This is a genomic window from Streptomyces sp. NPDC002698 (genome assembly GCF_042888945.1).
Taxonomy (GTDB): domain Bacteria; phylum Actinomycetota; class Actinomycetes; order Streptomycetales; family Streptomycetaceae; genus Streptomyces.
In genome coordinates, this window is sequence record NZ_JBIAQM010000016.1 from 163,990 (window position 1) to 186,756 (window position 22,767).

Annotated in this window: 23 protein-coding genes and 1 pseudogene; 15 read left to right on the forward strand and 9 right to left on the reverse strand. The window is 71.3% G+C overall.

Annotated features, from left to right (window positions below):
- The first annotated feature begins 21 nt into the window (after positions 1-21).
- The 4 genes from ACFYW9_RS23295 to ACFYW9_RS23310 all read left to right on the forward strand — a co-directional run bounded on the left by ACFYW9_RS23295 (position 22) and on the right by ACFYW9_RS23310 (position 1,858).
- On the forward strand, positions 22-546 hold the full coding sequence (locus tag ACFYW9_RS23295; protein WP_389153516.1) for a MarR family winged helix-turn-helix transcriptional regulator: 525 nt from the start codon (positions 22-24) through the stop codon (positions 544-546).
- A 198-nt stretch (positions 547-744) separates the two neighbouring features.
- Positions 745-1,053 (forward strand): hypothetical protein, encoded by a 309-nt coding sequence (locus tag ACFYW9_RS23300; protein WP_389153519.1) that lies wholly within the window; start codon positions 745-747, stop codon positions 1,051-1,053.
- 170 nt (positions 1,054-1,223) lie between these two features.
- A complete protein-coding gene (locus ACFYW9_RS23305; protein ID WP_351870217.1) occupies positions 1,224-1,475 on the forward strand; it encodes a hypothetical protein in 252 nt (83 codons plus the stop codon).
- 5 nt (positions 1,476-1,480) lie between these two features.
- The gene (locus tag ACFYW9_RS23310) at positions 1,481-1,858 is read left to right on the forward strand and encodes a toxin Doc (protein WP_328673890.1); all 378 of its coding nucleotides are present in this window, start codon (positions 1,481-1,483) and stop codon (positions 1,856-1,858) included.
- A 155-nt stretch (positions 1,859-2,013) separates the two neighbouring features.
- Here ACFYW9_RS23310 and ACFYW9_RS23315 read toward each other — a convergent pair whose 3' ends face one another.
- A complete protein-coding gene (locus ACFYW9_RS23315; RefSeq protein ID WP_389153524.1) occupies positions 2,014-2,451 on the reverse strand; it encodes a hypothetical protein in 438 nt (145 codons plus the stop codon).
- A gap of 187 nt (positions 2,452-2,638) precedes the next feature.
- On the opposite strand from ACFYW9_RS23315, the gene ACFYW9_RS23320 reads away from it, so the two are divergent.
- From ACFYW9_RS23320 to ACFYW9_RS23335, 4 genes are all read left to right on the forward strand, one after another.
- On the forward strand, positions 2,639-3,766 hold the full coding sequence (locus ACFYW9_RS23320; RefSeq protein WP_389153527.1) for a MerR family transcriptional regulator: 1,128 nt from the start codon (positions 2,639-2,641) through the stop codon (positions 3,764-3,766).
- 303 nt (positions 3,767-4,069) lie between these two features.
- The gene (gene rph, locus ACFYW9_RS23325; RefSeq protein WP_389153530.1) at positions 4,070-6,667 is read left to right on the forward strand and encodes a rifamycin-inactivating phosphotransferase; all 2,598 of its coding nucleotides are present in this window, start codon (positions 4,070-4,072) and stop codon (positions 6,665-6,667) included.
- Positions 6,668-6,791: 124 nt separating this feature from the next.
- A complete protein-coding gene (locus ACFYW9_RS23330) occupies positions 6,792-7,322 on the forward strand; it encodes a hypothetical protein (RefSeq protein ID WP_389153533.1) in 531 nt (176 codons plus the stop codon).
- An 83-nt stretch (positions 7,323-7,405) separates the two neighbouring features.
- Positions 7,406-7,810 (forward strand): hypothetical protein, encoded by a 405-nt coding sequence (locus ACFYW9_RS23335; protein ID WP_389153536.1) that lies wholly within the window; start codon positions 7,406-7,408, stop codon positions 7,808-7,810.
- 33 nt (positions 7,811-7,843) lie between these two features.
- On the opposite strand, the gene ACFYW9_RS23340 is transcribed toward ACFYW9_RS23335, so the two are convergent.
- The gene (locus ACFYW9_RS23340) at positions 7,844-8,575 is read right to left on the reverse strand and encodes a ferritin-like domain-containing protein (RefSeq protein ID WP_389153539.1); all 732 of its coding nucleotides are present in this window, start codon (positions 8,573-8,575) and stop codon (positions 7,844-7,846) included.
- 149 nt (positions 8,576-8,724) lie between these two features.
- Complete coding sequence (locus ACFYW9_RS23345; RefSeq protein ID WP_389153542.1) at positions 8,725-9,201, reverse strand: nuclear transport factor 2 family protein; 477 nt, start codon at positions 9,199-9,201, stop codon at positions 8,725-8,727.
- 123 nt (positions 9,202-9,324) lie between these two features.
- On the opposite strand from ACFYW9_RS23345, the gene ACFYW9_RS23350 reads away from it, so the two are divergent.
- On the forward strand, positions 9,325-9,792 hold the full coding sequence (locus tag ACFYW9_RS23350; protein WP_389153544.1) for a DUF5959 family protein: 468 nt from the start codon (positions 9,325-9,327) through the stop codon (positions 9,790-9,792).
- 69 nt (positions 9,793-9,861) lie between these two features.
- On the opposite strand, the gene ACFYW9_RS23355 is transcribed toward ACFYW9_RS23350, so the two are convergent.
- Positions 9,862-10,305 carry a MarR family winged helix-turn-helix transcriptional regulator gene (locus ACFYW9_RS23355; RefSeq protein WP_389153547.1) on the reverse strand — a complete coding sequence of 148 codons (444 nt, stop codon included), beginning with the start codon at positions 10,303-10,305 and terminating at the stop codon, positions 9,862-9,864.
- Between the two features lie 130 nt (positions 10,306-10,435).
- On the opposite strand from ACFYW9_RS23355, the gene ACFYW9_RS23360 reads away from it, so the two are divergent.
- Entirely contained in the window at positions 10,436-10,849 is a 414-nt protein-coding gene (locus ACFYW9_RS23360; protein WP_389153550.1) for a DUF1398 family protein, read from the forward strand.
- A 307-nt stretch (positions 10,850-11,156) separates the two neighbouring features.
- The gene (locus ACFYW9_RS23365; protein ID WP_389153553.1) at positions 11,157-12,029 is read left to right on the forward strand and encodes an SDR family oxidoreductase; all 873 of its coding nucleotides are present in this window, start codon (positions 11,157-11,159) and stop codon (positions 12,027-12,029) included.
- Positions 12,030-12,106: 77 nt separating this feature from the next.
- Here ACFYW9_RS23365 and ACFYW9_RS23370 read toward each other — a convergent pair whose 3' ends face one another.
- Positions 12,107-13,069 carry a LysR family transcriptional regulator gene (locus ACFYW9_RS23370; RefSeq protein WP_389153556.1) on the reverse strand — a complete coding sequence of 321 codons (963 nt, stop codon included), beginning with the start codon at positions 13,067-13,069 and terminating at the stop codon, positions 12,107-12,109.
- 129 nt (positions 13,070-13,198) lie between these two features.
- Here ACFYW9_RS23370 and ACFYW9_RS23375 point away from each other — a divergent pair, with 129 nt between their 5' ends.
- Positions 13,199-14,443, forward strand: a complete 1,245-nt coding sequence (locus tag ACFYW9_RS23375) for an MFS transporter (protein ID WP_389153559.1) — start codon at positions 13,199-13,201, stop codon at positions 14,441-14,443.
- Between the two features lie 13 nt (positions 14,444-14,456).
- Here ACFYW9_RS23375 and ACFYW9_RS23380 read toward each other — a convergent pair whose 3' ends face one another.
- The 3 genes from ACFYW9_RS23380 to ACFYW9_RS23390 form a co-directional block, all read right to left on the reverse strand.
- Entirely contained in the window at positions 14,457-15,965 is a 1,509-nt protein-coding gene (locus ACFYW9_RS23380; protein ID WP_389153562.1) for a protein kinase, read from the reverse strand.
- Positions 15,966-16,048: 83 nt separating this feature from the next.
- Positions 16,049-17,530: a tannase/feruloyl esterase family alpha/beta hydrolase gene (locus ACFYW9_RS23385; RefSeq protein ID WP_389153566.1), complete on the reverse strand. Its 1,482-nt coding sequence runs from the start codon at positions 17,528-17,530 to the stop codon at positions 16,049-16,051.
- 184 nt (positions 17,531-17,714) lie between these two features.
- Positions 17,715-19,196, reverse strand: a complete 1,482-nt coding sequence (locus ACFYW9_RS23390; RefSeq protein WP_389153569.1) for a PHB depolymerase family esterase — start codon at positions 19,194-19,196, stop codon at positions 17,715-17,717.
- Positions 19,197-19,425: 229 nt separating this feature from the next.
- Here ACFYW9_RS23390 and ACFYW9_RS23395 point away from each other — a divergent pair.
- Together ACFYW9_RS23395 and ACFYW9_RS23400 are read left to right on the forward strand one after the other, a co-directional pair.
- A pseudogene (locus ACFYW9_RS23395) lies at positions 19,426-19,821 on the forward strand (transposase); the annotation flags it as partial.
- An 87-nt stretch (positions 19,822-19,908) separates the two neighbouring features.
- Positions 19,909-20,253 (forward strand): peptidase inhibitor family I36 protein, encoded by a 345-nt coding sequence (locus ACFYW9_RS23400; protein WP_389153572.1) that lies wholly within the window; start codon positions 19,909-19,911, stop codon positions 20,251-20,253.
- Positions 20,254-20,358: 105 nt separating this feature from the next.
- Here ACFYW9_RS23400 and ACFYW9_RS23405 read toward each other — a convergent pair whose 3' ends face one another.
- Entirely contained in the window at positions 20,359-21,069 is a 711-nt protein-coding gene (locus ACFYW9_RS23405) for a TetR/AcrR family transcriptional regulator (RefSeq protein WP_389153575.1), read from the reverse strand.
- A gap of 70 nt (positions 21,070-21,139) precedes the next feature.
- Here ACFYW9_RS23405 and ACFYW9_RS23410 point away from each other — a divergent pair, with 70 nt between their 5' ends.
- Positions 21,140-22,747: an FAD-binding oxidoreductase gene (locus ACFYW9_RS23410; protein ID WP_389153578.1), complete on the forward strand. Its 1,608-nt coding sequence runs from the start codon at positions 21,140-21,142 to the stop codon at positions 22,745-22,747.
- The last annotated feature ends 20 nt before the right edge of the window (positions 22,748-22,767 follow it).

A 22,767-nucleotide genomic window follows, 5' to 3' on the forward strand; every position in this document is an offset into this window, starting at 1 on the left:
CCGGGAAGCTACCATGGAGTCATGGAGCACGACGAATCCCTGGACCGTGTGGCCCGCATCCAGGCGGAGTGGCGCCGCGAGCGCCCCGACGTCGACACGAGCCCGCAAGGAGTGATCGGCCGATTGCACCGCCTGGCCGACCGGCTCAGCGAGGAACTGTGCCTCGTGTACGGCCGCTACGGCCTGAGCGAGGGCGAGTTCGACGTCCTGTGCGCACTGCGCCGCGCCGGTGAGCCCTACGAACGGGCTCCCGGCGAACTCGCCGCCCACACCATGGTCACCACCGGTGCGATGACGAAGCGGATCGACCGTCTGGAGCGGGCCGGGCTCGTCACCCGCCGCCGTTCCGACGACGACCAACGCGGCCGGATCGTCGCGCTCACCGGGCCCGGACGCGAACTGATCGACCAGGCGTTCACCGACCACATGCGCAACGAACGCCACCTGCTGGATCTGCTTCCGCCGGCCGAGGCCGCGTCGCTGGAGACACTGCTGGCCACCTGGCTCTCCCGCATGGAGCATCCGCGCGCCACCGGCGAAGAGTGACCCGCGGCCCGGCACCGGCACGACTCCCGCCCCGAAGTGCCCTGGCCGCCCGGTGAACGACGCCGACACCCCGTCGGACCGGGGACCGGCCGGCCCCGGGGCGACGAGGCCCGCGTCGGCGCGGCCGGTCCCCCGAAGCCGGTCGCCGAGCACCGGTAGGCTCGCGCGAACGGACCTGGAGCGAAGGCGGGCGAAGCGGTGACACGAGATCTGTACAACGTACGGACGCGGCCCGCGAAGGACGCGCCCGAACCGCTCTCCGCCGAGGAAGAGGCACGCTTCCGGGCCCTGCTGTTCACCGAGCTCGGCAACAGGATCGCCGACGAGGGATGGGCCCGGTTCCCCGCGTACACCCGGGAGGACCGCCGACGGCTGGTCGACATCGCGCACCGCCTCTCCGCCCACTGGGGACGGCAGGTGGGCGTCGAGGCGGAGGACGAGTGCCGTCTCAGGCTCTTCCTCGTCGGCGACGAGACGCCCGGTGCCACGCTGCCGGCCCGTTCCTGACACGCCTCCACCGCGCCCACCCGCCCCCCGGACAGGTCCCGGCCGGGCAGGTCGCGCCCCAGCGGGTCCGGCCGGGACCGAGGTCGGCCGGGTACCTCTGGAGGTACCGGACACACAGACTCTGACCTGCGATGATTGAGCTCGGGGTACCTCAGCGGTACCCTGCCGTCATGGCAGCACTCAACGTGGAATTCTCCGACGCGGAGCTCGCGGACCTGCGGGCGATCGCCCAGGAGCAGAACATGCCGATGAAAGCCTTCGTGAGGGCGTCCACCGCCGGCGCGATCGCCCACCACCGGGCGCTCCAGGAGGGCGCGGCGGTCTTCCAGAGCGTCTTCCACGATCCCGCGCTGGCCGATGCCATCGCCGCCGCGGGCATCGACGACGGTCCGGTGACCCGCACGACAGGCAGGGCCGCCTGAAACCCATGGCTCCCGTCGTACACATCGACGTGCGCTGGCTCCTGCGGCAGCACGAAGCGGCCCTCCCCGACCAGCCCCACATCAGCGACTTCTCCGCGCTGGTCGCGGCGGTGGCGCGGCACCGCGTGGATCCGCCTCGCCTGGGCATCGACCCCGACGCGTCATGGCGCGCGGCGGCCCTGCTGCACACGCTGCTCCTGCTGCGGCCGCTTCCCTCGCTGAACGTCCGCTTCGCGTGCGCCGTGGCCATCGCCTACATGCACGCCAGCGGCGAAGGGCTCGACAGCCCGTACGGGGAACTCGTCGAGCTGTGCAAGGACCTCATAGCGGGCAAGAACGACGTGTTCGGCGCCGCCGACGTGATCCGGTCCCGGCGCATCTGACGAACGCGCGTATCCGACGGACGCGCGTATCCGACGGACGCGCGTATCCGACGGACGCGCGTATCCGACCGGACGCGCGTATCCGACCGGACGCGCGTATCCGACCGGACCTCAGGACGGGAAGAGGAACGGGCGCCGGCACGCGGACGACGGGCTCATCGCTCCGGGCGCAGCCCTCCCGACTCCGACGCCCGCTGCAGGGCCGGCACGAACTCCGGTTTCGCCTGCAGGACAAGGATCGCCACGGTCCTGGCGTCGCGCCGCTCCAGCTCGAACCGGTGAAAGGTGAGCAGGGGCGACAGGTTCGACATGTGCCTCAGTTCGGTGATCGTGTCCCACGGAATGGAGTGCTTCACCTGGCCGAACAGTCCGGTGACGGCGAGACCGCCGGTGTGGATGTGACACAGGCGCGCCCCGACCCGCACGGACACCCAGCCCCACGCGGCCCGCAGCCCGACCAGGCCGAGGATCACGGCCACCGAGACCAGGCACTTGAAGAGCGCGCCGTGGGGCCTCTTGATGATCATGAATCCCAGCGTGAAGAGACAGAAGAGCACGGCGAAGCGCCGGAACATCTGGAGAACGCCACCCATGGCGCCCGCTATCGGGTAACTCCCGCGTCTCTCACCGAGCTCCGCCTCACTCCCGGTACGCCGCACCATCGCCCCCCAAGTCATCGGCCCTCGGCCCATCGAACGGGACAACTATCAAGGCTGCCTTCCGTGTTGACAAGGCCTCACCTGTGGCGCGCGCCTTGACCCTCACGCGGCGTCATGCCGCATGGTCGGTGGCGTGGAGGAACACCTGACCGTGGGACGCGTGGCAGAGCTGGCCGGCGTGAGCGTCCGCACGCTGCATCACTACGACGAGATCGGCCTCGTACGGCCGTCCGCGCGGACCAGAGCCGGATACCGGGCCTACTCGGCCGGCGACGTGGAGCGGCTACGAGGGGTGCTCGCCTATCGGCGACTGGGTTTCGGACTACGGGAGATCGCGCGTCTGGTCGACGACCCGGCCACCGACGCGGTCGCGCACCTGCACCGGCTGCGCGGCCTGCTGCTGGAGCAGCGCGACCGCGCGGCGGCCATGGTGACGTCGATAGACAGGGAACTGGAGGCACGGGCCATGGGGATCAGGACGACACCCGAGGAGCAACTGACCATGTTCGGAGCGAAGTTGTACGACGCCATCGGGTCCGCCTACCCGGCGACACGGCGGACCGAGCCACGGATCGCCGCACGCGTCTGGGATGCGCTCGGGGACGCCCGCACGGTCCTCAACGTCGGCGCGGGCACCGGCTCCTACGAGCCCCCGGACCGCGACGTGACCGCGGTGGAGCCGTCGGCCGTCATGCGGGCACAGCGTCCCACGGGCGCGGCGCCCTGCGTGGCCGCGCATGCCGAGAGCCTTCCGTTCGAGGACGGGTCCTTCGACGCGGCGATGGCTTTCAGCACCGTTCATCACTGGCGGGACCCGATCGCCGGGCTGCGCGAGATGCGGCGCGTGGCCCGGCGCGTGGTCGTGGTCACGTACGACGCCAGTGACCCCGCCTGGCGTGAGCGGTTCTGGCTCATCCGCGACTACCTGCCCGAGTTCGCCGGCCTTCTCGCCGGCTGGCCTTCACTGGCCGACCTGACCCGGGCGATCGGGGGCCGGGCGGAACCGGTGCTCATTCCGTGGGACTGCGCCGACGGCTTCTTCGAGGCGTACTGGCGCCGGCCCGAGGCGTACCTGGACGAACCCGTGCGCCGCGCGGTGTCGGTGTGGACCAGGGTCGGACCGGAGGCCGAACTGCGGGCGGTGACCCGGCTCCGCGACGATCTGTCCTCGGGCCGGTGGGCCGAGCGCAACCGCGACCTCGTCGCCCTCGACGCGGCGGAACTCGGGCTCCGCCTGCTCGTGGCCTGAAAATCACTCGTGGCCTGAGAACACGAAAGGCAAGGAGAGTCCTCTCCTTGCCTCTCTCAACTTATAGCGCACCGGGGGGCTTGCCGCAAGGCCCCGGTCACGGCGCACAATCGTCGGTCTGTGCCCCGGCCCGCGGCGGTGCGGGGTTGCGCGCCGCCCGATCGGCGGAGCGGCCGGACGACGCGTCAGCGGGAAGGCGACCAGGCACGAGGACGTGCTCGACAAGAAGGTTCGACAGAGTGGGAGGCGCCGGTGATCGGACATCGCGGTACGACGGAACACGGCCGCCTCGGAGGCATCGCAATGACTGAGCAGTACGTGCTGGATCTTCAAGAGGTCGATCGGACGCAGGTCGCGGTCGTCGGCGGCAAGGGCGCGCATCTGGGCGGGCTGTCGCGGATCGAGGGCGTCCGTGTGCCGGCGGGCTTCTGTGTGACGACGGACGCCTTCCGGCGGATCATGGCGGAGGTGCCGTCGGTCGACGGCCTGATCGACGAGCTGTCGCGCGTGAACCCGGACGACCGGGACGCGATCCGCACGCTCAGCGCGCGGATCCGCCGGACCGTCGAAGGGATCACCGTCCCGGACGATCTCGCGGCGGCGGTCACGCGCGCGCTCGCCCGGCTCGGCGAGGAAGCCGCCTACGCCGTCCGGTCCAGCGCGACGGCGGAGGACCTGCCGACGGCCTCCTTCGCCGGCCAGCAGGACACGTATCTGAACATCGTGGGGCCGGCGGAGATCCTCCGGCACATCAGCCGGTGCTGGGCGTCGCTGTTCACCGAGCGGGCCGTGACCTACCGCCGGCGCAACGGCATCGACCACCGTACGGTCCACATGGCGGTCGTCGTACAGCGGATGGTCTTCCCGCACGCGGCCGGCATCCTGTTCACGGCCGACCCCGTCACGGGCAACCGGAAGGTGTCCACCGTGGACGCCGGCTTCGGTCTCGGCGAGGCCCTGGTCTCCGGACTGGTGAACCCCGACGTCTTCACCGTGCGGGACGACGAGGTCGTCGCCAGGACGATCGCCGCCAAACAGCGTGCCGTCCAGGCCCTGCCGGCCGGTGGTACGCGGGAAGTGGCGATCGACGCGGGGCGGCAGGAGCAGCCGTCACTGACGGATGAGCAGGTCCTGCGGCTCGTGCGGCTGGGCCGGCGGATCGAAGCGCGTTTCGGGAGTCCTCAGGACATCGAGTGGTGCCTGACCGACGACGGCTTCCGGATCGTGCAGAGCCGTCCGATCACCACGCTGTTCCCCGTTCCCGAGGCCGGCGACCGGGAGAACCACGTCTACGTCTCCGTCGGCCATCAGCAGATGATGACCGACGCCATGAAGCCGCTGGGCTGCTCCATGTGGCAGCTGACGGCGATGGTGCCGATGCACGAGGCCGGCGGGAGGCTGTTCGTCGACGTCACCCGGCGCCTGGCCTCCCCCGCCGGCCGCGCCGCCCTCCTGGACGTCATGGGAAAGGGGGATCCGCTGGTCAGAAACGCTCTGGAGACCGTCCTCGACCGCGACGACTTCGTCCCCTCGCTCCCGGACACGGGTCCCGGCGGGCCGTCGGCGGGCGGTGCGTCCACCCCGGCCGAGGCCGATCCCGCCATCGTCACCGAGCTGATCGAGCGCAGCCGGGCGTCCGTCGCCGCCCTGGAGAGCGGCATCCGGACGAAGAGCGGACCGGCGCTGTTCGACTTCCTCCTGGAGGCGTTCGAGGAGCACAAGCGGGTCCTCGGTGATCCGCTGAACATGCGGGCGATCATGGCGGGGATGGAGGCCACCTGGTGGCTCAACGACAAACTCGGGGAGTGGCTGGGCGAGAAGAACGCGGCCGACACGCTGACGCTGTCCGCTCCTGACAACATCACGTCGGAGATGGGCCTGGAGCTGCTCGACGTCGCCGACGTGATCCGCTCCCGACCGGAGGTGGTGGCGTTCCTTCAGGACGTCGAGGGCGACGACTTCCTGGACGAACTGGCGAAGCTCGCGGGCGGGACCGAAGCCCGCGACGCCATCGAGGCCTATCTCGACCGGTACGGCATGCGCTGCGTCGGCGAGATCGACATCACCCGGCCACGGTGGCGTGAGCAGCCCAGCGCCCTCGTGCCCGTGATCCTCGACAACGTCAGGAACTTCGAGCCGGGCGCCGCCGAACGGCGCTTCGAGCAGGGGCGGTCGAGGGCGCGGGAGAAGGAACAGGACGTTCTGTCACGCTTGCGGGCCCTGCCGGACGGTGACCGCAGAGCCGACGAGACCAAGCGGATGGTCGACCAGGTCAGGGCCTTCGCCGGGTACCGGGAGTACCCGAAGTACGGCATCGTCAGCCGCTCCTTCGTCTACAAGCGGGCCCTGCTGGAGGAGGCCGGGCGCCTCGTGCGGGCCGGCGTGCTTCACGAGAAGGAGGACGTCTTCTATCTCACGTTCCAGGAGTTCCACGACGTCGTACGCACGAACCGGGTGGACGACCGGCTCATCCGGCGGCGCAAGGACGCGTTCCGCTCGTACCGGGCGCTCACACCGCCCCGGGTGCTCACCTCGGACGGTGAGGCCGTCACCGGGTCCTACCGGCGCGACGACGTGCCGGACGGCGCTCTGGTCGGACTGCCCGTCTCCGCCGGGACGATCGAGGGAAGGGCCCGCGTCATCCTCGACATGGCGGACGCCGATCTCGGGCCGGGCGACATCCTGGTCACACCGTTCACGGACCCCAGTTGGTCCCCCCTGTTCGTCGCGGTGGCGGGCCTGGTGACGGAGGTGGGCGGTCTGATGACGCATGGCGCGGTGATCGCCCGGGAGTACGGTCTGCCGGCCGTCGTGGGCGTGGAGCGGGCCACCCGGCTGATCCGGGACGGGCAGCGGATCCGTGTGCACGGCACCGACGGGTACGTCGAGATCCTGTCCTGACCGCCCGAGCCGGCCGAGTGGGCCGCAGTCCCGTCCGCGGCCGCGGCCCACTTCGTCGGTGCTCGGCGGTCCACGCGGTCGTGAAGTCGCCCGTCCCGGACACCGCGGTCGGTACGGTGCGATCATGTCCGCTTTCCTTCAGCAACTCCCCGCGCTCGTAGGCGTCGTGATCGGCGCCCTGGGTTCGTATCTGGCTCTCGTCCGCAGCGACCGCGAGCGCTTCAAACGGGATCGGGCGGAGCGGTGGGAAGAACGGCGCCTCGCCGTGTACTCCGAGTACGCGCGGTCGCTGAAGAAGTCGGTGACCCTCACCTACCGTGTCGCCGCCCACATGGGCAACGACCCGCATCCGCACCCGTTACCCCTGGCCGAGGCCGAACCGCTCATGGCCCGGGCCACCGACGACCGCGATCCTCCGGGGGAGGCCCTGCTCATGCTGGGCAGCCGCGAAGTGGTGGACCGGGCCCGGGAATGGGTGACGGTGGTGATGGAGATGGAGGGCTTCCAACGCGCGGGCACCCGCGATCCCGGGGCATGGCAAGCACTCCTGGAACGCCAGCGCAAGGGCCGCGAAGGCTTCTACGCGGCCGTACGCGAAGATCTCCGGCTCCCTCCCGGACACCCGGGCCGATGGCTGACGACCCCGCAGACGTGACACCGAAGTCAAGCCCGGACCGCGCTCGGCCCGGGTCCCGGCCCGCCTCGGCCGGCCGTCGGCAGGAAGAGCAGACTGTGCCCATGCAGCTCCCCGCCGAAGCCGTTGCGTCCACCGCGCTGATCGAGGTCGTGAGGATCTCCGCCCTGCCGGCCAAGAAGGGTGCCCCCTACCCCGGCAGGACGGTCGCCCACTGGACCGGGAGCGAGGCGGCGAGAGCCCTGGCTTTGATCGAGGACCTGCCCGGCAGCGGACAGCAGCGCTGCGGCTTCTCCCCCGGCTGGAGTGTCCGATCGTACGAGGACTCCCTCGACCTGGTGCTGTTCGAGGCGGCGTTCTGTTTCCGCTGCCACGAGGTCCGCATGCGGGGAACGGCGGTGCCGGCCGCGCTGGCCACGCAGTTCTTCGACCCGGACACCCCGCCGGCCCAGGCCCTCCTGCACCTCTTCCGCGCGGCCACGCCGGTGACGGCCCGACCTCCCTCCTGAAGAGGCTGCGGGAAACGGTGGAGCTGTCCGTCGTCAGCCCGCGCCCGTCCACGCGTCCGGGCGGGGCACCAGCACGTCGGAGACCACCTCGCGGGACGAGGTCATGACATCGACCACGAAGCGCAGGCGCCCGATGCCGAGACGGCGCAGTGCCGGGCCGTGGTCGGCGGCGACGACGAGAGAGACCGCGAGCAGAAGAAGTCGCCACAGGGCCATCACCGGGCGGCGCGCCGCGTGGGGCAGCTCCGCGAGGGAGGCGTGCAACCGCTCGCAGTGGAACGGGACATGGCGCTGCTCGTCGGACAGGATCCGTCCCGCCACCTCCGTGGTGAGCGGGTCGCCGGTGCCATCGCGCAGGGCCCGGTAGTAACGCAGCGCCACCACTTCCGCGATCATCAGCACCAGCAGTTCCATGCGCAGGCCCATGAGACGCCGCAGCCGTACGAAGGCCGCGTCGCTCCAGTGCCCGGTCAACGTCGCTACGCCCCCCGCGGCCAGCAGCCGGGCGAGCAGACGGGCGTGGTTCTGTTCCTCGGCGACGAAGAGCCGGACCGCCTGCGCGTAGTCGGCGTCGCCGGCCTGGTCCGCCTTGCCGACGAGGTTGGCGCCGTCACCGTCCTCGCCGACCTGGAAGCGCTGGATGCCGGCCCACACCGCCGGATGCAGCGTCGCGCTTCGCCCCCAGTCCGGATCACCCTGGGCGCGCCTGCGCTCGCGCTCGTCCTCGAACCGCCTTGTCCACTTGGCGAAGTCGCCCCCATACATCCGGTCTCCCCTCTCCGGGACACAGCAGCGGTGCCCCGAAGAGGGACGACGCGGGCGGACACCGAACCGTTCCACTTCTCGCCTTCGCCCGCCGGCTTCCGCCAGGGCGTCGGGGCCGCCGAAACGGCCTCGTCGGTGAGAACGCGAGGCTAGGGCCTTGAGGAAGCGTCCTTCCGCAACGATGCGATGAGCCGGTCAAGGTCCCCGCGTGCCGTGTACGTACGAATCGGGTCGATGTAGTCGCGTGACTCGATGATCCGGCCGTCCCGGACACGCATGACGAAGACGCAGGGCACCTTGGCCGTGGAGTCGTCCGGCAACGTGAACTCGTAGGCGAACTCGGCGACGATCACTTCAGGATCGGCGGTCTCGTGAACGACGACATCGACGACCCGCCTCTTCGGCAAGGACTCCCGGGCCTCCGGCGGCACCGTGAAGTGCTCCTGGAGCGCACGCCGACTCGTCAACGGCTCCGACTCCCGCGCCGCCATCGGATGCCGGACATCGGTGACCTCGCCGTACAGGTCGGGCAACTCGTCGAGGTTCCCGTCGGCAACCCCATGAACAAGCTGGAGAAACACCTCGCGCGGACTCGGACTCACAAGACCTCCCCAAGGAGTACGCACAGGTGACCAGTGATCATTATCGCGTGATCCAGGCCGGTCCTGCGGACTGTTTCGACCAGCGGCACCCCACCCGCTGACGCACGTGCATGATGACGAGAGTCGACTCGGGAGTGGGGAACAGGCATGGCGGAGGACAGCATGGTGGATCTCGTCCGTCTGGTCGACGGGGAGGGCGGTCTTGAGGTCAGGGTTCTCGGCCGGACGATGCCCGGGGTGTTGACCATGCACGATTACCTCGATGCGGAGATCGTCGTCACCAGCGGGTTCGCCCAAGGACGTCTCGATGCGTGTCTGACTCCGGACGACTTGGACAGCTGGTCACAGGTCCTGGGAGAGATCGCAGCCGGGCGGAACGCCGTCTGGATGGATGACGGGCGCACCCCCGAGATCCGGTTCGAGCTGTCCGGCCGGAACGGGACCGCCGTGATCGTGGTGGCGGACATGGCCGCATCGGGGACATCCGTCCGTGTCCCGGTCCGCCTGGCCGGCGGATGGGCCGATGAGCACCACGAACGACTGCGGCGTGTCCGCGCCACGTGGCCCCAGGAGGTCGTGGAGACCTCTCTCGGTGTCTACGAGTGGCGGCGCTGAGCCGTCGAGAACCGGCGTCGGCAGATGAGTGCGCGGGCCGGAACGAGCCCAGCGACGCCTCGGGACCGCCTACTCGCCTTCCCGCTGCCGCACCTGCTCGACCACCCGGCGCAGCAGGTCCCGGGCGGCGACGATGTCGGCGGGGGCGATGTCCGCGGAGAGCACACGGTGGGCCGCCGCGGCGCGGTCGGTGATCCCGGCCAGTACACGGCGTCCTCGGGGGGTGAGGCCGAGCAGCGGTGAGCTCCGGTGATCGGGGTTGGGCCGGAAGTCGGCCAGTCCGTCGCGGGCGAGGTCGTTGGCGATGCGCTGGACCCCCTGGCGGGTGATGCCCAGGCGGCGGGCGGCCCGGGCGACCGGCAGGGGCTCGTCGGAGACGGCGCTGAGGACCTGCCATCGCGCCTGTGTCTGCCCTTCGGCCGCCGCGATCGCCTCCCCCGACCTGCGCAGCACGCCTGCCGCCTCGTAGACGTCCGCGACCAGCAGGGCCATTTCGTCCGGCACATCAGGCACGCCGGTCACCTCTCTCCTCGTCGACAACATCCCTTTGACAACATATTGTCGTTCTGTAAGTTTGTTGTCATCGTACTACCGCCGTGAAACGTTCCGCGGCGCCCGCACCACACCTCTCCGGGAGAGCACCATGACCGACGCGATCGGCAATCTGCGGGCCGCGATGACGCGCGCGGACGCCGTCCGTCCCCGGGCCGGCGGTTTCCCCCACCTCGCCGAGGTGCTGCGCCAGGCCGGCGTCACCCGCTGCGAGATGGCCGTGCCGTCCAACGCGATGCTCTACGTGACCGCCGCCGGCCCGGTCGCGGTCCAAGGGGAGCCGCTGATCACCGGCACGGTCGACGTCCCGCCGTTCGACCGCGAAGCGCTGGTCGAGGCGCTGCGCGCCGACCAGGCGGGCCGGACGACGTTCCCCGAGTTCGTCCAGGGCTGCTGGAAGGCGGGAGTCGTCCGGTACGACGTCGACCTGGCGGTGCGCACCTGCACGTACTACGGCGCCGACGGTGACTCCTACGTCGAGTCCTACGCGGCGGTCGAGATCTGAACCGGTCCGAACACCGCGATCCTGCAAGGAAGTTGGCAAGCAGACTGTGCGCCGGCCCGGTCGACGACGCCGTTCCCCCACGGACAACCGCGAAATCACCGACGGAACCGCCGAGCCCGTCCGACGGGCTCGTCCGACGAGCCCGTCCACCGAACCACCGTCACACTCGTCCGGGAACCCCTTCACCCGCGTCCGCCACCCCGTGGACCGGGCGACCACCGGCCGACCCGCTGCCCGCCGCCACGGCCACCGTGGCGAAACCGACGCCCGGCGCCCTGCGCCCTGCGCCCGCTCAAGGAGGAGAACGTTGGCTCCCACCGATGCCACCTACGCGATCACCGGAGCCTCCGGCCGCCTGGGCGGGCGTATCGCGCGCAGGCTGGCCGCCGCCGGAATCGCGCAGACCCTCCTGGCCCGCACCCCCTCCCGCGCTCCGCAGCTCACCGGCGCGGTCGCGGTGCCCGGCGCGTACGACGACCACGAAGCCCTCGTAAGCGCCCTGCGCGGCACCGACCGCGTCCTGATGGTCTCGGCCTCGGAGTCCCCCGACCGGCTCCGGGACCACCGCACCTTCATCGATGCCGCGGCTCAGGCCGGTGTCGCGCACCTCGTCTACATCTCCTTCTACGGGGCCGCGCCCGACGCGACCTTCACCCTGGCCCGGGACCACTGGCACACCGAACAGCACATCCGTGCCGCCGGCATCCCCTGCACCTTCCTGCGTGACAACCTCTACGCCGACTTCATGCCCGCTCTCGTGGGCGCCGACGGCGTCATCCGCGGGCCGGCCGGTGACGGCAGAGCGGCACTGGTCGCCCAGGACGACATCGCCGACGCCGCGGTGGCGGTACTGCTCGATCCGCATCCGCACACCGGCCGCACGTACGAGCTCACAGGACCGCAGTCCCTCACCCTGACCGAAGTGGCCCGGATCCTCAGCGCCGTCGGCGGCCCACCGGTCTCCTACGTCCCGGAGACGACCGAGGAGGCGTACGCCTCCCGCGCGCGGTACGGGGCGCCCGACTGGCAGCTCGACGCGTGGGTGTCCACGTACGCGGCGATCGCCGACGGGTCTCTCGCCACCGTGACGACCGCCGTCGAGGACCTCACCGGACACCGGGCGACTTCACTGGACGAGGTCCTGCGGGCAGGGACCGAAGGGCGGCCCTCTTCTCCGTGAGGACGGCGGCTGCCGGGTGCGGGGGCGGCGCGAGGTGACGCCTTCCAGCCCTGCGACGGCAAGCTGGTCCGCCGCGATCAGCGCGGGATCACCCAGCCCGGCGTCCAGGTCCCGGCCGTGTCGTGACCGGCCGCCGCGGCGGCGAGGTAGGCGCGGAGCGTGGCCAGCGCCGGGTGGGGATTGTCGCGGTGCCACAGGAGCGAGTGCGGGTAGACGGGGGTCGGGTCGGTCACCGGGATCAGGCGCAGGCCGCGCTCGTCGCGCCAGACGTCGGGGGCACCTCCCGGCGACAGCCTCGGGAGGGTCCGCTCACCCATGAACGTGGCGAGCGCCGGGGTGTCGGCGACGGTGTCGAGGAGCGCGTCGGAGCCGAAGTTCGGACCGGTCGCCTCGATGGTCAGACCGAACTCGGCGACCAGGTCGTCGTAGTACGCGGCCCACTCGGTCCCGGGGACGATGCCCGGCATCCAGATCCGGTGCCCGACGAGCTCGGCGACGGTCACCGACCGGGCTTCCGCCAGCGCGTGGGCGGCGCCGGTGAGGAGCTGGAGCGGCTCGTCGAGCACCCGTACGGCCTCGATGTCCTCGGGGAGGGGTCGGCCCGGCACGGCGACCGCACGGAAGGTCGCGTCGATCGCACCGGACCGGACGGCGGCGACCGCCGCCTCGATCTCGAACAGCATCACCACGTCGAGGTCGACCTCGGGGTACGTACGGTGGAAGCCGCGCATCAGGCCCGACGCCGCGCCGCGCGAGGCGATGATGTCGACGCGCAGCGGACGGCGGCCGGTGCGCACGGACGCGACCGCGCGTTCGGACACGCGCAGCAGTTCACGCGCGTGGGGCAGGAACGCCTGGCCGTCGATGGTGAGTTCGGCGCCTCGCGGTGTACGGGTGAACAGCCGCACACCGAGGGTGCGCTCCAGCACCGCGACGCGTTTGGAAACGGCCTGCTGGGTGACCTCCAGCTCGGCGGCGGCCTCCTGGAACTGCCCCGCGTCGGCGACGGCGACGAACGTCCGGACAGTGTCGAGGTCCACAGAACCACCCTAACGCCACAACCGATGGTTGTGGCGTGTGGTCCCACGGTTGTTTGATCCCCGGTCGCGGTGCTCGCTTTGATGTCTTCGGACGCGGACCGGTTGTGGGCGAGGAGCGAGGGTGTCGGCATGAGGAGCGGGCACCGGCTGGGGCGGCGGTTCGGGTGGCTCTGGGGGGCGTACGGGGCGAGCGCTCTCGGCACCTGGCTCGCCTTCGGCTCGTTCGAGCTGATCGCCATCCGGGTGCTGCACTCCGGACCGGCCGAGGTCGCCGTGCTCGCCTCCGTGGGGGCCGCGGTGGGCGCGGCCGCGGCGGTGCCGCTCGGCCCGTGGGTGGAGTTCCGGCGCAAGCGGCCGGTGCTGGTGGCGATGGACCTGGTGCGGTTCGCCGCGCTGCTGACGATCCCCGCCGCCTTCGCGCTCGGCGCGCTCACCTTCGTTCAGCTCCTGCTCGTCTCGGTGGTCGTCGCGGCCGCCGACATCACCTTCCGCGCCGCCTCCGGCGCGTATCTGAAGACGCTCGTGCCGGCCGAGCACCTGCTGGTCGCGGGCGCCCGGTTCGAGTCGACGGCCTGGACCACCACGATCATCGGACCGCCGCTGGGCGGCGCGGCGATCGGGCTTCTGGGTCCGGTGGCGACGGTGGTGGCCGACGGGGTCAGCTATCTGCTCTCCGCGCTGGGCATCCGCGCGACGGGCGGGCACGAACCGCCGCCCGAACGCCGGGGGGCCGCGCGCATGCGGGCCTCGGACCTGCTCGACGGCTGGCGGTACATCCTCGCCGACCGCACCCTGCGTCCGCTGTTCTTCAACACAGCCGTGTTCAACGGCCTGGTGATGGCCGCCCAGCCGCTGCTGGCCGTCCTGATGCTCGGCAGGCTCGGGTTCACGCCGTGGCAGTACGGCCTGGCCTTCGCCGCGCCCTCGATCGGCGGACTGCTCGGTTCACGGCTGGCCCGGCCGCTGGTCACCCGGTTCGGGCAGCATCGGGTCCTGGTCGGGTCCGGGGCGCTGCGCGCCCTCTGGCCGCTCGGCCTCGCCTTCCTGGGACCGGGCACCGGAGGGCTGCTGCTGGTGATGGGCGTCGAGTTCGGGCTCATCTTCTGCTGCGGGGTCTTCAACCCCGTCTACTCCACCTGCCGTCTCGAACGCACCGCGAACGACCGGGTCGCCCGCACGCTGACGGCCTGGGCGGTGACGACCAAGGGCGCGACCGCACTCCTGACGGCGCTGTGGGGCGTACTGGGTGCCCTGCTCGGCCCGCGTACGGCCATCGCGCTGGCCGGTGTGCTCCTGCTGGCGACCCCGCTGCTCCTCCCCCGGCACACCCGAGCGAACCCCACGACCACGGAGGCGGCACCGGGGCACGTCTGAGGCGGGTGTCGGCTCAGCCACGCCCCTTGATGTAGCGGCCGATGCAGCTGTTGGTGGTCGTGCGGCCGCGTTCCGCGCAGAACGCGAGGGCCGCGCGGTTGTCGGCGAACGGACCGGGCGCGTAGATCACCCAGTAGCCGGGGCGCAGGGGCGCGTAGTCGTCGCTGCGCAGCACGAGCGCTTCCGGCACGGAGAGACGGATGTCCGCGAGATGCCGGTCGCGGGCCGCGGTACCCGAGGAGACGGGTTCGGAGGACAGCTGGGCGATCCAGCGACCGGATTCCGCCGGAACGGGCGACGACTCGGAACGGGCGGGACTGGACACCACCGCATCACTACGGGCGGGACTGGACACCACCGGATCGCTGGGCTCGGCGGCGGGACTCGGACTCCGCAGCGGCTGCGAACTCTGAGGTGTGGTGGCGGGTACGGCGGATGGACTCGGCGTGGAGCCTGCTGCCCGGTCGGAGGGCTTGTCGTCGCCGAACGGGCCAAGAGTGAGCACCAGAGTGGTGACCGCGACGACGGTCAGGGTGAGCGCGACGGCGAGGACGGCTCCGCGGTGCCGGTGCGGATGTCCGGGGACCGGGGAATCCGGCCGGGTGGGCGGGGCCGGGAAGGACGGTGCCGGAACGGGCGGGGCCGGGAAGGACGGTACCGGGACGGGCGGGGCCGGGATCGACGCCGCCGTCAGCGTCGGTGGGTCCCACCGTGGTGAGGCGCCCGACTCGACCTGGGCCAGCATCGCGTCCAGTCGCGCGCCGTCGGGGCGGGCGGCCGGGTCGCGTACGAGGAGGGACCGCAGGACCTCGGAGAGGAGGCCGGAGCGCACGGGCGGTGGAACCGGATCGTCGAGGACAGCGGCCAGGGTGGCGAGCGTGGTCACACGGCGGAGCGGGCTCACACCCTCCACGCACACGTACAGGAGCAGCCCGAGGGACCACAGGTCGGAGGCCGGGTCGTCGCCGTGGCCACGAATGCGCTCGGGGGCCATGTACTCGGGGGAGCCGACGAGTTCGCCGGTGACCGTGAGCGCGGTCGCGCCCTGGAGAGCGGCGATACCGAAGTCCGTGAGCACGGCCTGGCCGTCGGGACGGAGCAGGACGTTGGCCGGCTTGACGTCCCGGTGCTGGATGCCCGCCGCGTGGGCGACTCGCAGGGCTGCGAGCACCTGACGGCCGATGCGAGCGGTCTCCGCCGGGCTCAACACTCCTTCCGACAAGCGCTGTTGCAATGACTGGCCGGGCACCAGCTCCATCACGATCCACGGGTGGGGGTGTGTGTCGACGATCTGGTGGACGGTCACCACGTGCGGATTGCTGAGCCGTGCCAGGGCCTTCGCCTCGCGCATGACCCGTTCGCGGACCGCCTGGGACGCCTCCGCCTCGGGGTGTACGGCTTTGAGGGCGACGTCCCGGTCGAGCACGGTGTCGCGAGCCCGCCACACCGTGCCCATACCCCCGCTGCCCAGCCGATCGATCAACTCGAAGCGTCCGTCGATCATGTCCCCCGGTGCGTTCATATGCGCCAGATTAGGGCAGCGGGACGAAGACCTGGACAAGGTTGCCGAAGCGGAGCCCGTCGGCACACCGGCAAGACGCCCGATCAGCGTGCGGCCGAGTGGCGCCTGCCCGCACGCTGTTCCAAGGGGCATGCGGTCAGCAGTGTCGAAGCGTCCGCGTCCGCCGGACGCGGCACGGTGCGGCCGGCCGGAGGGCGTCCTTCACCCGCCAGCCAGCGTTCCAGCGCCGTGAAGGCCGAGCGGTGGCAGGGGGTCATCGGACGGAGCCGGTCCGGGAAGGCGTCGACGAGCGAGTCGGTGTGCGTCCCGTCCGCGATGCGGTAGTACCGCAGCAACGGTCCCCGCCCGGCCTCGCGCACCATACGGGCGTAGACGTCCGCGTCGCGGCTGATCGGCAGCAGCACGTCGAGCGTGCCCTGGAGGGTGATGAGCGGCTTGCCGATGCGCCCGGTCAGCGCGATGCGGTCGACGGCGCGGTGCACGGACCGCGGTCTCGCGCCGTAGTCGTAGTCGGCGTCGCAGTCGGGGGTTCCGGAGGCGCAGAACGGGGTTCCCGCCTCGGTCGTCCCGTCGTAGCCGGGGTCCAGTTCCTCACGGTAGATGCGCTGGGTCAGATCCCAGTAGGTCTTGTAGTGGTACGGCCACAGGAACTCCGACCCGGCCGGATAGCCGGCCGCGTGCAGCGCTTCCTGGGCCGCCTCGGCGCCGGGTCCGCCGGCCGCGTAGACCGGGTACGCGCGCAGCGCGGGCGGCAGGAAGGTGAGCAGGCCGGGTCCGTCGGAGGTCCAGAGGGTGCCCTCCCAGTCGACTCCCCCGTCGTAGAGCTCGGGGTGGTTCTCCAGTTGCCAGCGGACCAGGTAGCCGCCGTTGGACATGCCCGTGGCGATGGTGCGGGAGGGGGACTTCCCGTAGCGCTGTCTGACGACGGCGCGGGCGGCCCGGGTGAGCTGGGTGAGCCTGGTGTTCCACTCGGCGATGGCGTCGCCGGGGCGGTCGCCGTCCCGGTAGAAGGCGAGGCCGGTGTTGCCCTTGTCGGTGGCGGCGTAGGCGTAGCCGCGCGAGAGCACCCAGTCGGAGATCGCGCGGTCGTTGGCGTACTGCTCCCGGTTGCCCGGTGTTCCGGCGACGACGAGTCCGCCGTTCCAGTGGTCGGGCAGCCGGATGACGAACTGCGCGTCGTGATTCCAGCCGTGGTCGGTGTTGGTGGTGGACGTGTCGGGGAAGTAGCCGTCGATCTGGGTCCCGGGCACTCCGCTGGGCGTCGGCAGGTCCTTGGGCGTCAGGCCCGCGTAGTCGGCGGGGTCGGTGTGTCCGGAGGCCACGGTCCCGGCGGTGGTCAACTCGTCGAGACAGGCGGCCTGTTGGAAGGAGGCTCCGGGTACCCGCGGCGGATCGTCCGTGGAACAGGTCCCGGTGTGCGGGCCGTGGCCGCCGACGGCGGGTGCCGGGCCGGCCGACGCGAGGACGCTCGTACCGGCGGTCGCGAGCACCAGCGCGCACAGCGCGGCCCGCCATCGGGGCCGTCGTCCGCCGGGTGGGGTGACGTCCGTGCTGGGGTGGAGCATCCGGGACCTCGAATCCGAGTGAGATGGAATATGGAATGGGGTGGGGTGGGGTGAACGCGCCGGAGGCTAGTAAGACGGGGGTCCATGGGGACATGTGTCGGGCCGCCATGATGGCGGTGGCGGGAGCAGTGCCGGCCACCATGGCGGCCCAAGTCCCCTTGTGTGGGCGCGACCTGAGATGCGGTCAGGGGCAGCCGCCGTCGGCGATGGTGTAGGTGCCGACGGGTGACTCCTTCAGGGTGTGGGTGACGAAGGTGTTGTACAGCCCCATGTTCTGGTTCGAGCCCTTGGCGTAGGTGTAGCCGCCGCTGGTGACGGCCCGGCCGGTCTGGACGTGGGTGTAGTTGCTGCTCGTCCAGCAGGCGGCGGTGGCGCCGCCGGTGGTCGTGACGGTGACCGTTCCCGAACGAGGGCCCGCCGTACCGGCGTTGTCGCGCGCGGCGACCGCGTAGGTGTGCGTGGTGCCCGCCGTCAGTCCGGTGTCCGTGTACGACGTACCGCTCGCGGTCCCGACCGGGGCGCCGTCGCGGAACACGGTGTAGTCGGCGGCGCCGCTCACCGCCTCCCAGGTCAGGCTGACGCTGGTGCCGGTGACCGCGCCCGCGGCCAGTCCGGTGGGTGCGGGCAGTGAGCCCCCGCCGGATCCGGTGCCTTCGAGGCCGAAGAAGCGGGCGATCCAGTAGCTGGAGCAGATCGAGCCGAGGAAGTACGGGGCACCGGTGGCACCGCACTGCTGGGCACCGTTGCCCGGTTCGACCGGGGTGCCGTGCCCGATGCCGGGTACCGCGTCGACCTCGACGGCGACCGTGCCGTCCGCCGCCAGGTATTCGTCGTGCCGGGTGGAGTCGGGTCCGATGACGGAGCTGCGGGTGGGGGTCTGGGACAGCCCGTGGACCGCCGTCCATTGGTCGCGCAGCTCGGTGGCGTTGCGCGGTACGACGGTGGTGTCCTGCTCGCCGTACCAGATCGCCGTACGGGGCCAGGGGCCGTCGTACGACGGGTAGGCGTCGCGGACCCGCTGGGCCCAGGCGCTCGGGGCGAGGTCGACTCCGGGGTTCATGCAGGTGTACGGGCTGTTGTCGCGGGTGCAGTCGTAGGGCAGACCGGCGACGACCGCGCCGGCGGCGAAGACGTCGGGGTAGGCGGCCAGCATGACCGAGGTCATGGCGCCGCCCGCGGACAGGCCGGTGACGTACACGCGTCCGGGGTCGGCCCCGTAGGCGGAGACGGCGTGGCTCACCATCTGGCTGATGGAGAGGGCCTCGCCCTGTCCACGTCGGTTGTCCGTCGTCTGGAACCAGTTGAAGCACTTGTTGATGTTGTTCGAGGAGGTCGTCTCGGCGAGCACGAGGACGAAGCCGTCCCGGTCGGCGAGCCCGGGCAGTCCGGAGTTGTCGGCGTAGGTCTGGGCGCTCTGTGTGCACCCGTGCAGGGCGACGACCACGGGCGGGTTCGCGGGCAGGGACGCCGGACGGTACACGTACATGTTCAACTGGCCCGGATTCGAGCCGAAGCCGGTGACCCGGGTGACCGGCACGGCGGCCTGGGCGGCGGGCACCGGGCCGGTCAGGGCCGCCCCCAGGACCAGGGCCGCGACGGTGAGGAGGCGGCTCAGCAGGTGGACCGGCCGGTTCCGGTGCCTTCGGGACGGTGAGGGGCGTCGCATGGGCGGCTCCTTCTGGGGATGTCCGGCCCCCGCACGTCCGGAGCCGTCCCTGGCTCCCCGCATGCGGGGCGTTGCGGAACCCCAGAGTCGACCGCCTGTGACCGCCATGACATGGCGTCCGGCACCACAACCGTCCGCGCGTCAGTCGGCATCGCACGGATTGCGAGAGCGCCGCCCGGTCTGCTAGGGCCTGTCTGACAATTCGCGTCGTCGCCCGAAGGGCGGCCCGCTCGAACGGATCCGGGTCAAGCGCCCCGGCGGTGGCCATCCGCGCACCCGCCCCGACCACCTGGGCGGAGATAAGGCGTACAGCTCTCGCCGCAACCGCCGGTACCTGCGCAGACGGCAGATCAAATAGACCATCCCGGAACCGAAGGACCAGCGGGCCCACCGCAAACGACGCGGCAACAAAGGTGGCCGACCCGCCGGCTTCGACCATGCGACCTACAAACGCCGCAACGAGATCGAGCGGACCATCAACCGACTCAAGAGCTCCCGGGCCGTCGCCACCCGCTACGACAAGAGGGCTTACGTCTTCCACGGCACCGTTACGGCAGCCGCGATCAAACTCTGGCTCCGCCATGATCCGCCAGACAGGATCCAGCGGCAGCCGCACCGGCCTTGAGCATGGCACGACCGGTCCTCGCCACACTCGGCGGTGTACCGGTTTCCACCTGCGGGGACCGGCCTGTACCTACCTGAAGGGACTCGTATGAAACGCCGATCGCTCAGCATCCTGTTCGCGGCAGCTCTGACAGCACTGTTCGTGACGAACACGTCGACGTCGGCCCAGGCGGCCTACAAGGACTGCTCGCCGTTCCCCGGGTTCTGCGTGTGGGAGAACCAGGACTTCACCGGGCGCATGGGCGTAGCGCAGCTCGGGTGCCACAACGCGTCGGAACTCGGACTCGCCGCCATCGGCTCGGCGCGCAGCGGTTATGGCTGGATGTCCGTCTACACGGGCGAGAACTGCACAGGCACGGAGATCTACGCCTCCTCGGAGGGCACCGTGTTCGACCCACCGGGGAAGAGCTTCAGGTTCTGGAGGATGGCGTGAGCCGGACATGACCCAGGCGGCGGCGCCGAACGTCGGCAACCGACGACAACGCCGCAGTTCGGCGTACCAGGCCCCGCGACCGCGGCATGATCCGCCGGACAGCCCCTAGGCCGGGCGGTTGCCGGATGATCCTCCGGACACGCCGGAGGCCCCTCCCGTCATCCCAGATGCGCCCGTGGCCGCGTCGGGGATCGCCCACAGGTCCGGGCAGAGCACCGCGACGATGCGTTCGAAGCGCGCGGCCATCTCGTCGGCCGTCTGCTCGGGGTGATGCCGCCACCAGGCGACGGCGGCGCTCACGGTCCCGTACCAGAGATGGGTGACGAGGTCGGCGTCGAGGGGCTCCACGGCCGGGGCGGTGTGCAGGAACTCGGACACGCCCACGGCGCCCATCCGGTTGAGTTCCCTCCGGTACACGGCCGCGGCGTCGTGCAGCGGGCCTTCGACCGGAAGCGTCCCGTCGTAGACGAGTTCCCAGTCGTGCAGGCGCGATTCGAGCGCGCGGAAGACGGCTTCCAGGGTGCGTACGGCGCGCGAGAGGTCGGAGGGCCCCCGCTGGGCGGACCCGACGGCTTCGACGAGGCGGGTGCCGGCCTGGTCGAGGCAGGTCAGATAGAGGCTGTCCTTCGACCCGAAGTACTCGTAGATCATCGGCTTGGTGATGCCGGCCCGCGCGGCAACGTGCGCGGTCGACCCGCGCGCGTAGCCCTTCGTGCCGAACTCCTCGGCGGCCGCTTCCAGGATCAGCCGCTCCCGGTCCTTGCGTGGCATCCCCTTGGTTCCCACGCCCTGCGTCGCCCTCGGCTGCTTGCTCATGTCTCCACCCTATGCCAAAGTGACCGAGCGGTAAGTTACCCATCGTTCAATTCAAACGCCTGGGGAGACGATGAGTGGCAGGACGCGTTCGTGGTGGGGCTGGGGAAACGTCGAGGACGCGGTGACCGGCGCGGAGCGGGCGGAACTCACCCGGCGCACCGCCGCGTTGCTTCCGGACGCGGACCTGACCGTGCATTCGGCGCCCCCGGTGGAGTCGTTCGAGGTGGCCCCGAGCCGGGTCACGGCTCCGCCCGCGCTGGCCCGGCTGGCGTCGTACGACGTCCGCGACCGGCTGGCGCACAGTCACGGCCAGGCGTTCCGCGACGTCGTCCGCGCGCTGCTCGGAGAGCTGCCCCATGTGCCGGACCTCGTCGTGCGGCCCACGTCGGAGGCCGAGGTGGTGCGGACGCTGGAGTGGTGCGACGGCGCCGGCGTCGCGGTCGTCCCGTTCGGTGGCGGCACCTCGGTCGTGGGAGGCGTCGAAGTCCGTACGGGTGCGGAGTACGCCGGAGTGGTCAGCCTGGATCTCGGCTCCATGGACCGGGTCCTGGAGCTGGACGGGACCAGCCGGGCCGCGCTCGTCCAGGCCGGCGCCCTCGGTCCGCACCTGGAGGAGCAGCTCAGGCCGCACGGGTACACGCTCCGGTTCTTCCCCCAGTCCTTCGAGTTCTCCACGCTCGGCGGCTGGCTGGCGACGCGGGCCGGCGGTCATTTCGCGACCCGCCTCACCCACATCGACGACCTCACCGAGTCGCTGCGGGTGGTCACCCCCGCCGGGGTCGTGGAGAGCCGCCGCCTCCCGGGTTCCGGTGCCGGTCCCTCGCCCGACCGGATGTTCCTCGGTTCCGAGGGAGCGCTCGGTGTCATCACCCAGGCCTGGGTACGGCTTCAGGACCGGCCGCGCTGGCGGGCGGGAGCGTCGGTGGCCTTCGAGGACTACGAGGCGGGCGTCCGGGCCGTACGAGCGCTGGCGCAGTCCGGACTCGATCCGGCCAACTGCCGTCTGCTGGACCCGATGGAGGCGTTCATCAACGCGGGCAGTCCGACCGCGGTCCTCGTGCTCGGCTTCGAGTCCGCCGATCATCCCGTCACCGTCTGGATGGAACGCGCCCTGGAGCTGTGCCGCGACCACGGGGGCACGCTGCCGGAGCCGCCGCGCCACACCGACACCGCGGCCACGGCCGCGCGGACCTCGGCCGCCGACACCTGGCGCTCCTCCTTCCTGCGGATGCCCTACCAGCGGGACGCCCTCGCGGCTCAGGGCATGATCGTGGAGACGTTCGAGACGGCCTGCACCTGGGACCGGTTCGCCGGGCTCCGCGCGGCCGTCGACGCGGCGGCCCAGGACGCCATGCGCCAGGTCGGCGCCACGGGTGTCGTGACCTGCCGGTTCACCCACGTCTACCCCGACGGCCCCGCCCCGTACTTCGGGGTCTACGCCGCGGGCGCGTGGGGCAGGACCGTCGAGCAGTGGGACGAGATCAAGCAGGCGGTCTCCGAGGCGCTGATCGCGCACGGCGCCACCATCACCCATCATCACGCGGTGGGCCGGGACCACCGGCCGTGGTACGACCGGCAGCGCCCGGACCTGTTCGCCGCGGCCCTGCGGGCGGGCAAGGCCGTGCTGGACCCGTCCGGGATCCTCAATCCCGGAGTCGTGATCGACCCCCTTCGCTGAGTCGATTCCGTCGGCCGCGG